The sequence below is a fragment of the Mucilaginibacter agri genome, from assembly GCF_009928685.1.
Classification (GTDB): Bacteria; Bacteroidota; Bacteroidia; order Sphingobacteriales; family Sphingobacteriaceae; genus Mucilaginibacter; species Mucilaginibacter agri.
Genome location: NZ_WWEO01000038.1, coordinates 209464 through 221546, shown reverse-complemented (window position 1 = coordinate 221546; position 12083 = coordinate 209464). Strand labels below are relative to the sequence as shown.

At 44.0% G+C, this 12083-nt stretch carries 13 protein-coding genes; 8 read left to right on the top strand and 5 right to left on the bottom strand.

Annotated features, from left to right (window positions below):
* Positions 1 to 8: 8 nt before the first annotated feature.
* Positions 9 to 1277: a membrane dipeptidase gene (locus GSY63_RS04285; protein WP_166584590.1), complete on the top strand. Its 1269-nt coding sequence runs from the start codon at positions 9 to 11 to the stop codon at positions 1275 to 1277.
* 52 nt (positions 1278 to 1329) lie between these two features.
* Here GSY63_RS04285 and prfH read toward each other — a convergent pair whose 3' ends face one another.
* Genes prfH through GSY63_RS04270 form a run of 3 tightly spaced genes read right to left on the bottom strand, consistent with a single transcriptional unit; the run spans position 1330 to position 4087 of the window.
* Positions 1330 to 1947 carry a peptide chain release factor H gene (gene prfH / locus GSY63_RS04280; RefSeq protein ID WP_166584589.1) on the bottom strand — a complete coding sequence of 206 codons (618 nt, stop codon included), beginning with the start codon at positions 1945 to 1947 and terminating at the stop codon, positions 1330 to 1332.
* A 2-nt stretch (positions 1948 to 1949) separates the two neighbouring features.
* Positions 1950 to 3350: an RtcB family protein gene (locus GSY63_RS04275; RefSeq protein WP_166584588.1), complete on the bottom strand. Its 1401-nt coding sequence runs from the start codon at positions 3348 to 3350 to the stop codon at positions 1950 to 1952.
* 5 nt (positions 3351 to 3355) lie between these two features.
* Positions 3356 to 4087 carry a hypothetical protein gene (locus tag GSY63_RS04270; RefSeq protein ID WP_166584587.1) on the bottom strand — a complete coding sequence of 244 codons (732 nt, stop codon included), beginning with the start codon at positions 4085 to 4087 and terminating at the stop codon, positions 3356 to 3358.
* 353 nt (positions 4088 to 4440) lie between these two features.
* Here GSY63_RS04270 and GSY63_RS04265 point away from each other — a divergent pair, with 353 nt between their 5' ends.
* From GSY63_RS04265 to GSY63_RS04235, 7 genes are all read left to right on the top strand, one after another.
* Positions 4441 to 4785 (top strand): ArsR/SmtB family transcription factor, encoded by a 345-nt coding sequence (locus tag GSY63_RS04265; protein WP_166584586.1) that lies wholly within the window; start codon positions 4441 to 4443, stop codon positions 4783 to 4785.
* Positions 4763 to 5230, top strand: a complete 468-nt coding sequence (locus tag GSY63_RS04260) for an SRPBCC domain-containing protein (RefSeq protein WP_166584585.1) — start codon at positions 4763 to 4765, stop codon at positions 5228 to 5230. The genes GSY63_RS04265 and GSY63_RS04260 overlap by 23 nt, the downstream gene beginning before the upstream one ends.
* Positions 5231 to 5236: 6 nt before the next feature.
* Positions 5237 to 5626: a DoxX family protein gene (locus GSY63_RS04255; protein WP_166584584.1), complete on the top strand. Its 390-nt coding sequence runs from the start codon at positions 5237 to 5239 to the stop codon at positions 5624 to 5626.
* Between the two features lies 1 nt (position 5627).
* Positions 5628 to 6176 (top strand): DUF4256 domain-containing protein, encoded by a 549-nt coding sequence (locus GSY63_RS04250; protein ID WP_166584583.1) that lies wholly within the window; start codon positions 5628 to 5630, stop codon positions 6174 to 6176.
* Positions 6177 to 6196: 20 nt separating this feature from the next.
* Positions 6197 to 6787, top strand: a complete 591-nt coding sequence (locus GSY63_RS04245) for a YdeI/OmpD-associated family protein (protein WP_166584582.1) — start codon at positions 6197 to 6199, stop codon at positions 6785 to 6787.
* Positions 6788 to 6931: 144 nt separating this feature from the next.
* Entirely contained in the window at positions 6932 to 7774 is an 843-nt protein-coding gene (locus tag GSY63_RS04240; protein WP_166584581.1) for an SDR family oxidoreductase, read from the top strand.
* 30 nt (positions 7775 to 7804) lie between these two features.
* On the top strand, positions 7805 to 8239 hold the full coding sequence (locus GSY63_RS04235) for a nuclear transport factor 2 family protein (protein ID WP_166584580.1): 435 nt from the start codon (positions 7805 to 7807) through the stop codon (positions 8237 to 8239).
* Positions 8240 to 8294: 55 nt separating this feature from the next.
* Here GSY63_RS04235 and GSY63_RS04230 read toward each other — a convergent pair whose 3' ends face one another.
* Together GSY63_RS04230 and GSY63_RS04225 are read right to left on the bottom strand one after the other, a co-directional pair.
* Positions 8295 to 10712 carry a TonB-dependent receptor gene (locus tag GSY63_RS04230; RefSeq protein WP_166584579.1) on the bottom strand — a complete coding sequence of 806 codons (2418 nt, stop codon included), beginning with the start codon at positions 10710 to 10712 and terminating at the stop codon, positions 8295 to 8297.
* A complete protein-coding gene (locus GSY63_RS04225) occupies positions 10712 to 12076 on the bottom strand; it encodes an HTTM domain-containing protein (RefSeq protein WP_317168540.1) in 1365 nt (454 codons plus the stop codon). Before GSY63_RS04225 ends, GSY63_RS04230 begins: the two co-directional genes overlap by 1 nt.
* Between the last annotated feature and the right edge of the window lie 7 nt (positions 12077 to 12083).

Below are 12083 nucleotides of genomic sequence, written 5' to 3'. Positions count from 1 at the left end.
AACTAGTTATGGAACGCGACCCCCTAAAAGCAGTAGAGCAACAAGTGTTTGACATCCACTGCCACCCTGCACTTAAAACCTGGCTATTCCCCAGATATCATGTTTATGACGAAGACATCCCCCGGGGTTATGATTTTAGCGAGCGATGCTTTGTAAACATAGCTCAGATGCAGGCCGGCAATGTAGGTGGAGCAGTCTCGGTATATTACCTGCCCGAGGCCGAATTAGAAACTGAACGTATGCACAGCCTGCTGCTTCGCCTTGGACTGGAAGTGCTACGTTTTATTTGCCCACGCCTACCTCTAATTATCGAGGACAAGTCCTCCCCCTCCGCCTCTTTTGCCCAGTTGGTAAGATACATCAACCTATTTGAAAACGATGTAGCCTATGCAGCGGATCATATCGGAAAGAAGGCGGCCGTAGCGCATTCTTATGCCGACCTGCTTCGGCTTACCGGTGATGGCAATACAGTTTTTCTACACAGCATTGAAGGAACCCATTCATTGGGCAACGTGCCCATCACCGATGACGAACTTGAGAGTAATTTAAAGCAGGTCTTTGACATGGGCGTTTGCCAAATAACGCTCGGCCATTTTTTCGAGAATATCCTGGTTTCGTCTTCGGGTGGCATACCACCTAAGCTGGCCGGCAGTTTGGGTTATGATCCAGAAACCATTAACACCTACCCTCTTGGCTACAATGGCGACACGGCAATTAAAATGATAGACAACATGCTCGAGTGGGGCATATTGATCGACCTTGTACATTGCCACCCGGGTGCCAAGCAAATGGTTTATGATCGTAATGATCTGAGAGGCGAAGCTAAACGGCCATTATTGTTTGCCCATACCGGAGTGCGCGAAGTTGCGTTACGACATTGCCCGGATATGCCCCCTAAATTTGCAGCCTACCTGCCCGACAGTAGTGATATCAAACGGATTAAAGACTGTAACGGGGTGCTGGGAGTGATATTTATGGATTATTGGTTAACCGGACACGACGACCATGCCCCATCAATGGGAGCTGTGATTGAGACGATCCTATTTATCCGGGACGTGCCCGATAGCAACGGAAAAGCCGGTACATATGACCACATCGCCATTGGCTCTGATCTAGACGGATTTACCACCGTACCCGAAGACCTGGGCGGTGACCGCATGATGAAGGATCTTTTCAATGCCATTGCCAACATACCCGGCATTACCAGCGATGATATTGATAAGATAGGCTGGGCTAATTATATGCGGGTACTTAAGGCCGGATGGGGTAAGGCATAAGAATAAGACTTCAAGATAAAGGCTCATCAATGTTTGATGAGCCTTTATAGCTTTAGACCAGATCAGCCTTGATTGTTTTAACGGGATTACCTCTTGTCAGTGTGTTATGTTCTTGCCACTGGCATTGCTGTTGCTCGGTCAATTGCCCGGCTTGCCAAATCATTATTTTGGCTTCCAGCCTTGCAAGGCATAGCTTTTTGTTTTCCAACTGCGAACGTGTATCCATTGCCATTACTTGTATGCCCGACGGTAAGTGCGTACCTCTAACGGCCGTCTCTACCTTGTTTACATTTTGCCCACCAGGGCCAGATGAACGACAGGTCTCCAGCTTCACGTCGTTAGCATTCCATTGTATCAGTTCTTTCTGCTCAAAGGCGGCAACACCAACAAACCAATTTTTACGCTTATGATATTTGCGATAAGGGCTCTGCGCTATCCACTGTACTGTACCTATCCACTCTTTTAAAAATACATCCAGGCTATCACCTGTAAACGCTATGGTAGCTGACAGCAATGTGTCTTTCAAGTCTCCAGAAATATTTTCCAATACTTCCACTTTAATTCCCTGCAGCTTTGCCTGCTTAATCATAAGGCCTTGTACATTGGCAACAACCCGGCAGCATTCTGCCGGGCCTTTGCCCGATGTAATTTGTATTATCATCTTTTTCATCACTATTCCTTATTCATTCTAACAATTCGCGGATAAAACTTGCCGTGAGTATCAACCAGATCTTGCTGTGCAGTAATAACAGTTTCGATATCCTTGTAGGCCATCGGATTTTCTTCGACCGTGCCGCCAATTAAGGTAACGCCTGCCTTAGTCAGCATCTTTTTCATAGCCGATACCGTCATGCTATCCTTGGCTTTCTGTCTACTCATAGCCCTGCCTGCACCGTGCGACGCCGAGTATAAGGCATCGCCAACACCTTTTCCCGATACCAAATAGGCAGGCGCCGTCATACTGCCTGGGATAATACCTAATTCGCCTTCATGCGCTGGTGTTGCTCCTTTACGGTGGATGATCACTTCCCGGCCATCAGCTAGCTGATCTTTCCACGCAAAATTGTGATGATTCTCTACAACATGTAGTACCTTCAAACCCAGAGCTTTCAACAAATTGGCATGTATGCGTTCGTGGCAGGCCTTTGCATAATCACCCGCCAGGGTCATAGTTAACCAGTACTCTTGTCCCGCTTCGCTATGCATGTCTAACCGCGCCAGCTGCTGTGCATGCCGTGGTAGTTTACAGGTATTCATCGCTAGTTGAGTATAATGCCTTGCTATAGCAGAACCTAAACCCCGGCTGCCCGAGTGCGTAAGTAATGCCACGTACTTTTTTGCAGGTAGATTCAGGGAGTTGCCGGCCAGGAGTTCTATCTCACCAAACTCTACAAAGTGATTGCCGTTGCCCGACGTACCCAATTGCCTCACAGCTTTTCCGCGCAAAGGTTTTAGAAAGGGAATTTCATTAAAGATGGCGCTATCCAGCACCTCATGTTCCTGCCGAATGTCGAGGCCACCTTCCATACCAAAATGGGTGTGCTTTCTTAAAGCCTGTTTAACCTGATATTCAAAACGTTTCAGAAACCCCTCACTTTCATCAATGATGGAAAGCGCCATCCGACAACCAATATCCATACCAACCGCATAAGGAATTACAGCATTATCTGTAGCCAATACACCGCCAATTGGCAGCCCAAAACCCATATGCGCATCTGGCATTAACGCCCCTTGCAGGCTAACCGGTAACAGGTTAGCCAACTCCATTTGCTTTTTGGCAGGTATCTCTATACCCTTACCTCCATAAATTTTGCATCGTACCGGCTCATCCCTTAGTTGGTATGTTTTAAATAGCGGTGCTTCAACTTTACCAATAACCTTTTCGGCTATTTTACACGTTAATTCGTTATCCAGAAATGCCTCAGGATTATCTTTAATGTTCGCCAGCAAATCCAGCAATTGTTGCTTGCTGTGATGCTTAAAATTCCTAGAGGCAATACCAATAACCAAGCTTCGAAGCTGATCATTATGATAACCTATTTTACTTAAATCTTTTGTTTTTAAATTGCCCATGTGGGTTATAATTCTAATGCCAGGTAAACTTCTTTTTGGCTATACCTGGGTATGTTTTTAATTTTGTTAATGTATTTTGACTGCTCGGCAAACCGATCGCGCGAGCGATAATTTTTGCCATGCGTTAACAAATGGATACGCGGCGAAAGGTAATGTTGGCTGATATAATTATCGATCCACGCCAGTTCTTGCTCTAACTCGCTACTTACCTGTTTTTTGTGCGTTACCATGTGAGGTTGAATCTTTAACACATAGCGCCAGGGTTCAGTAATTACATACTTTACTTCCAAACGCTTGGTTTTAATGCTATAAGTCTCCACTCGGGTAAAGCATTCCTTCTCTTGTTCGGATAACCCGGCTTTATTATTGTTCCAGTGATAAAGATCAAACTCATGGAGTATTTGCTTTTTTACCACATGCCCATATCTCCATTTCCTACGCTTCTTGTGTTTAAACGATTTGTCGTGATGATAATGGGTGGTATTTATCTTCGCCAATAATGCTTCGTAAAACTCGGCATGGGGGCCACACTTCACATCTTCACGCAACACAAAAAATCTTTTCCATCCACGTTGATAAGGCTGCTCAAGAGCTATTGGAGGTGATTTTTTCCGCTGCTCCCAAAGTTCATTACGTCGTTTATCGAGTTGTATCAGTTGCTTATCCCGATCGGTTTTTACCAGCCGCTTTTTTCGGCGCACCGATTTAATACGGCACGGCCATGTATGTTCGTCCATCGGACTTCCATTTAATTGCTTGTCTAATTATTTGTAGATCTTGGTTCGTCCTTGAGTAAGGATATACCCTTTTTAGATCGCTTTGAAAGACCGATAATTTGTGGCAGGCATAAAAAGTCAAGTATCGCCCTAAAGCGACCATTTAACTTAAATATTAAAATACAGGATTTGCCTGCCTAATTAGGCAATGAGCGAAAGGGGCGATATGTAGATTTGCTCTGTCATGATTCCTTGATATTTAAAAGGTTGATAAATCAGGAATTAGGACGAAGATAGGGATGGGTTAACAAATTCGCAAATAAATTTGCGTAGTTAAATAACTACATATATATTTGTAGTCAAATAGCTACATAATGAATTTACGACGAGATGTATTTCAAGCCATAGCAGACCCAACCCGGAGAGCCATACTCCTGTTGGTAGCCTCCCAATCGTTAACCGCAGGCGCAATAGCTTCAAATTTTGACACGGCGAGGCCCACTGTTTCAAAGCATCTGCAAATACTAACCGAGTGCGAATTGCTTAAGCAAGAGCAAAATGGCAGGGAGATTTTCTATCACATTAACGCAAAAAAAATGAGAGAGGTAGCCGACTTTATTGAGCCGTTCCGCCAGATGTGGGACGACAGGTTTAACAAATTGGAAACCATAATGAAAGCCTATAAAAACCAACAACATGGAACTGAAAACAAAGATTAAAGCCGAAAACGGCCAGCAGGACCTGGTGATAACACGTGACTTTGACTTGCCATTGGAATTACTTTTTAAAGCCTATGAAGACCCCGAAATTGTTGCACAGTGGATGGGCACCAAAGTGCTGAAACTTGAAAATAAGAAACATGGCAGTTGGCAATTTGAAACAAGTGATGGCAAAGGCAATGTAGTATTTAAGGCTAACGGGGCTATCCACGAGTTTATCCCGAATCAAAAGATCACACGCACATTTGAGATGGAGAATGCACCGTTTGGCGTACAGCTTGAATTGTTGAAGTTTGAGCGACTTACCGACAGCACCAGCAGGCTAACAATCCATTCTATTTATGAATCGGGCGAGTTGCGCGACCAGATGCTGAAATTGCCATTTGCTCAGGGAATTAACATGGCGCATAACCGCTTGCAGGAAATTGTAAGTAAATTAAAATAACGCATCATGACAAAACGGAATAAAATTATCTATTGGATTGCCACACTCTGGCTTGCATTAGGAATGATATCAACCGGCGCAGTACAATTATTGAAAGCCAAGGAAGGTGCAGGAGGTGTAAACAGCGTTGTACATTTGGGCTACCCCATTTATTTTTTAACCATATTAAGTATTTGGAAATTTTTAGGTGCTGTAGTAGTGCTAATTCCTAAATTACCTTTAATAAAAGAGTGGGCTTATGCAGGCTTTTTCTTTGCCATGTCGGGCGCTATATTTTCGCACGTGGCAATGAGCGATTCTTTCGGTGAAATAGCACCAGCTTTGTTATTATTGGTTCTAACTGTAGTATCCTGGTATTTCAGACCCGCGGAAAGAAAGACTTTATCGGCAATATAATATGAAGACATTATCATCAGAAGAGCGCGAAGAGTTGCTTGCTATATTGAAAAAACGGTTTGAGAAGAACATGAGCCGCCACGAAGGTCTCAATTGGAATGATGTACAAGCCAAGCTGGATACCAATGCAGAAAAACTTTGGTCGCTTAACGAAATGGAACGTACCGGTGGGGAACCTGATGTAGTTGGGCTGGAGAATGGCGAGTACATGTTTTACGACTGTTCGGCAGAGACACCAAGAGACCGGAGAAATGCATGCTATGATCGCGAAGCGCTGGAGGCCAGAAAAGAATTTAAACCTGCAAATAATGCGCTGGATATGGCCGCAGCTATGGGTATTGAAATACTCAGTGAAGCAGAATATCGTAATTTGCAGAAGCTTGGGAAATTTGACACCAAGACTTCGAGCTGGGTAAAAACACCCGCTGATATCAGAAAACTTGGCGGTGCGTTATTTTGCGATTTTCGCTATGGCACCGTTTTTTTGTATCATAACGGGGCGCAATCTTATTATGCAGTGCGCGGTTTTCGTGGCTCGTTAAAGGTTTAAATTTTAATAAGATATTAGCTATGATAGAGAATAAAAATCCTAAGGTTGATTTCTTTTTCGATAAAGCCAAAACGTGGCAACAAGAACTGGAAGAGTTAAGAACTATTGCATTAGATTGCCAACTTACCGAAGAGTTGAAATGGGGATGCCCTTGCTACACTCTACAAGGCAGCAATATTGTTTTAATACATGCTTTTAAAGAGTATTGTGCCTTTCTGTTTTTCAAAGGTGCTTTATTGAACGATGCCAACGGGATCCTTATCCAGCAAACGGAGAATGTACAAGCAGCGCGCCAGGCCCGGTTTATTAATGTCAAGGAAATTGTAGACTTAAAGGCTACCCTGAAAGCATACATCTATGAAGCCATTGAGATTGAAAAAGCGGGCCTAAAAGTCCCTCTTAAAAAAACTAAAGAATTTGCCGTTGCCGAAGAATTTCAAACTAAACTAGATGAACTCCCAGCCTTAAAAACTGCATTTGAAGCCCTAACACCAGGACGCCAACGCGGATATTATCTTTATTTCTCTGCGGCTAAACAAGCCAAAACCCGCGAGGCGAGAGTTGAAAAAGCAATACCGCAAATTCTTAATGGAAAAGGCTTGGACGATTAATAATCTATCAGATTATTCTTGGAAGGTTAACCAATACCTAGCACCTAGCCGCCGATAAGTAATAATGGTAGATAATCCAGTAATCGGTATAACAGATAAGTAAAAAATAGGCCACACATTTGTGATGTTATAAATCCTAACATTATGATTGCAAAAAATGTAAACGTTGTTATCGGCGCAGGGTCCATCGGCCAGGCCATTGTACGCCGGGTTAGCGCTGGCAAGCATGTACTGCTGGCAGATATACGGCTGGAAAATGCCGAAACCGCCGCCAAAACCTTATCTGATGCCGGTTTTGCCGTAACCACAACTACGGTAGACGTTACATCTCGCAATTCCGTACATGCACTTGTTGAAATAGCGACATCACTAGGCAATGTTATTGGGGTTATACATGCCGCTGGTGTTTCGCCATCGCAAGCCACACCAGAAGTCATTCTCAAAGTTGATCTTTATGGAACTGCCCTTGTACTGGAAGAATTCGGCAACGTCATTGCTCCCGGAGGTGCTGGAATTGTCATCGCTTCACAATCAGGCCATCGTTTACCACCACTTAGCGTTGAACAAAACGCGGCATTGGCAACCACACCAACCGAAGAAATACTTAACCTATCCTTCCTTCAGGCCAACCAGGTTAAGGATTCACTTCATGCCTACCAACTTTCAAAACGGGGTAATTCGTTGCGTGTAATGGCCGAGGCTGTGCGGTGGGGGAAACGCGGAGCAAGGGTTAACACTATCAGTCCGGGAATTATTATTACACCACTTGCCAATGACGAATTAAAAGGTCCGCGCGGCGATGGTTACCGACGGATGATGGAAGTATCTGCCGCAGGCAGAGCCGGTACACCAGATGAAGTAGGAACTATCGGAGCTTTGCTAATGGGATCAGACGGTGCATTTATTACAGGTAGCGACTTCCTGATGGATGGCGGTGTAACGGCAGCTTACTGGTACGGCGACCTCGCCCCAAAACAAACTAACTGAACCATAGCAGTATAACATTAGCTTCTGATCATGAAAGCCATTTTTTTAATAGCATTTATTATACCTACCCTCAATGGGTTGGGCCAAACGCCCGCTGAAGCCGGTGTTCTTGAATTATCTAAGAAAGTATTTAACTGGGAAGTCGATAATAGAATTGATTCATTGGCAAATCTGCTCGACGTAAAATTCACCGCCTTTACAAGTTCGGGCGATAAACAAACTAAAGAGCAATACCTGGCCGTACTACGAAGCGGCAATGTTGTTCATAACAGCATCGAAGTAGAGGAGAGCACTGCTACAGTGGTAAGCAATACCGCCACGGTTGCGGGTAAAGGCAGGTTTAGGATTACTGTTAATGGAAACAAAAGGAATATCCACCTCTCCTATCTGGAAGTATTTATCAGACTCAACGAACATACCCCATGGAAAATGCTGGCACTTCATGCCGGCTTATTAAGTAATTAATTTGATCATTTATACAACCAATCCCATCAGTATACTGATGGGATTGGTTGTATCGTTATAATTTAACTTGTAATGTCAGAAAGTAACCGCGGGCATCTGCCGGGATAATACCTGGTCCGGGATAACTCTCCGCCCTTCGGGTAAAATACCGCTTGTCTGCGAGGTTATTTACTGATCCTTCCAGGGAGAATATCCTACTGATATTGTATTTAGCTGAAATATCCATCACCGTATACGCAGGTACCAATCCGTTAATGGCGTTGGCCGTAAACGTGGAGTTGGTAGCATCGGTATACTGCGAACTGGTATAAGCCATTTGGTAACTTGCGGATAGCTTCTTGTATTTATATGTGAGCCCGGTTTTAAAGATTACATCGGGCGCCATTTCAACCTTCTTATTATTAAACGCTGTTTCTTTACTGCTGGTATAACGGGCGTTGATGAGCGCGAGGTTCCCAAATACAAATAGTTGGTTGTGCGTACCTGGATTAACAAAATGCAATAGTTCTAACTCGGCGAATGACTCTAAACCTATGTTGCGGGACGCCGCGATGTTAGTACGGTAGCGAAAATCGTTAAAGCTTGCATCGGCTGTATCTATACTACCTATACGGTTGTTATAGTGAATGGCGAATACACTGATATCATAATTAAACACCTGCGATACATTACCACGAACGCCGATATCAGCAGAGTACCCTGTTTCGTCCTGCAAATTTGGATCAACCCTTAGGCCTTTTACACTCGAGTTAAGATCATTGAAGTTAATTGCCCGATAGTTTTGGGAAATATTAGCATACCATTGCATGGCCTCGCTTTGGAAATAGCTAAAGCCCAAACCGCCGATAAGAAAATGACGGTTGCTGTTCTTCACATCCTGCGATTCCTGCCTGAAGATTACGTTTCCGGCCATATCTGTGTTGGTAGTAACATAAGACCCATTAGCCTTAGTGGTAATATTCTCGAAACGCACACCGGGTATAATGCTAAATTTAGGTGTTATCCTAAAGATGTTTTCCGCAAACAAGGCCAGGTTATCACTCGGGAAGAGGTAATGCGTATAGGCGTTTACATCTGTAGCCGAAGTACCATATCGGAAATTGGCATCGCTACCGTTACTGCCCAAGCCTTGTTCGCGATCTGTATGGCCATGGTAGTATCTTAATCCCACCAATAAGTTCTGTTTGGTATGATTGATTTTATAGGTATACAGCAACCGGCTCTCGTTTCCATAGTTGTTGTATTGATCTTTAAACAAGTTACGATCGCCACCGTTGTCGGCGCGGTTGATGTAGTCCAGGTTGCCTACTGCGTAGCGGTGGGCATCGAGACCAAAAAAGCGGGAGTTAAATTTAAGGTTGTCTGAGATCTGGTAGTCTAGAATAAACGCTCCTAAATTCCAGTTTACCTTAAACCAGTTACGTGCGCGGATAGACTGGTGCGGGTCTTCGGCAAATTCTGCATCGGTTAAACCACCCGGCTGGTGGGCCAGATAATCCATGTAGGTATATTGGAAGGTAAGCGCAAGCTTATTGCTAGGCTTATAACTTAAAGCAGCGTATCCTGTATTAGCGTTAAAATCGCTGTTGGGTCGCCATCCATCACCTTGTTTGTGCTGAAAAAACGAGTAGTACTGCACTTTACCTACTGTACCGCCAATGCTGTTTGTTGTATTAAAAAATCCCCAGGAACCGGCTGTTTCGCGCGAGGTAACCTCAATGGGCTTATCGCTGACACCGTCGCGAAGTTTAAAATTGATCAAACCGCCAAACTGTGTACCATATTGTAATGATGATGCACCGCGCAAAATCTCAATGCGATCTACCAGCTCGGCTGGCGGCGTGTAATAACTTTCGGGATAGCCTAAAGCATCGGCGCTAATATCATAACCATTTTGGCGGGTGTTGAAATTGGTAACCCGATTAGGGTTTAAGCCTCTGCCACCAATACCTAATTGCAAGCCGGCACCATCGCTTTCCCATATGTTAAGGCCGGCTATTTTGTTATAGATCTGGCGGGTATTATTGGTTGCTTTGTTAGCAGTTTCGTCATCCAGTACAATAACTTCGCTCTTTTTACCAGCGTTTATATTGGTTCCTTCTACCGCTTTGAGACGTGTAATTCCTGTAGTTTTTTCCTTCTCTCCTATCACGTTCACATCGTTCAATACACGAACGGTTTCTTGCAAGGTAATATCAATCGCCTTATCGCCATTAATTTCTATCAAACGGCTTACCGCCTGAAAACCTACAGCGGTAACTTCAACCGTATACTTTCCGGCTTTGATATTTTTAAGTATAAAATTCCCCATCGAATCGCAGGCTGTTTGGTAACCTGCGTTTTTAAGCGATACCGATGCACCCGCAATTGCGCTGCCTTTTGAGTTAACAATGTGGCCGCTCAGATTAGCATTCTGGGCAGCGAGTTTAAAAGATGCGAGTATAAGCAGTATTAGTGTAGAATATATTTTCATTAGTTTTTGTCTATAAATGGACGGATCCATTTTCTATGGCCGAAGAGGGTTTCCCTTTCCCTTGTGAGGTTTACAGTTGTATCAATATACAGGCGACTACCGCTGCCGTTAAGCGTTACATAACTTTCGGCCGTAACTATCGGATCTTTAATACCGTGTTGCTTGTATTCATTGGCCAGGAAATGCGCATACTGCAATATCATATCGGGCTGCGTAGCCATCATGGTTTCCTGAAATTGGGTTAAGTATTGCGAATTGATGATCTCGTTGCTTCGGCCGGTTGTGGGATCCTTCACATGGAAGAAAGCAGTACCACCTTTCTCCATAAGCATAACCCGCCACGAAAATCGGTAGCCCTCTTCTGTCCAATACAGCTTACCGGGGTAAAAAACAAACCGGAATGGCAAAATCAGTTGGAGTACGAAGTGAATGATAAGCACCGTAAATATTAATTTGGAAGGTATTATGGAAGGCTTGTAAGTACGGCCGGCTTCTTTGCTATCACTTTTGATGAATAGCAGTAATCTGATCCATGCGATAATACGCAGTTGTGTTTCGGCAGAAAAGAAAACCAGTGTAACGAAGATCATGATATAAGGGAACATCCCGATCTTAAAGAACCAACCGCTAACGATGTGAAACACTAATACGAACAGGTAAGCCCATTTGCGGTATCGGTTACTCAACAAAAAGAACCCAATCAGCAGATCGAATATCATTCCAAACCAACTGAATAGATAAGCAACCCAGAGTTGAGTAAGCAATCCGCCTATCAACCATAATTGGCTACTGGCGGGTAACCAGATGCGCAGCGGCATGGCGGCAATCAGCCAGTCGTAATTAATTTTTGATAGCCCTGCAAAAAAGTAAACCATTACCAGTTGCAGCCTGAAGATATTTACGCACCATGCGGGTACGTGTACCACCTTCAATTGTGGCTTTAGCCAGGCATCAACAGCGAAATACCGATTGGCCGGTACCAGTATCAGCAGAAAAGCAATAATGCTTACCAGGTAATAATGATTGAGGTACGTTGTTTTGTCTATCAGTTCAACATAAGTAAAACTCAGGAAGAATAGCGCTGCAGCCAGTCGGTATAGCAAGCCGGCAGCGATAAGCAAAGTGCACACCACCATCAGCATAAACAATGCGTACATCCCTATTTCGCCCAAAGGTTTCACCCAATCGAAACCATAAAAAGTAAAATGAAACCGTGGCTTAACGTAAAAAGCCTCCACCCATCCGCGCAGCATAAAGCGGATAGTGCTTATGAACATAATAACCCCGAATGCTATTCTAAGAACAGCAAGCGGGGCAATATGGATTGGCTCAAAAAACCAGTTTTTAAATGTTTTACTAATCACTTCCAAG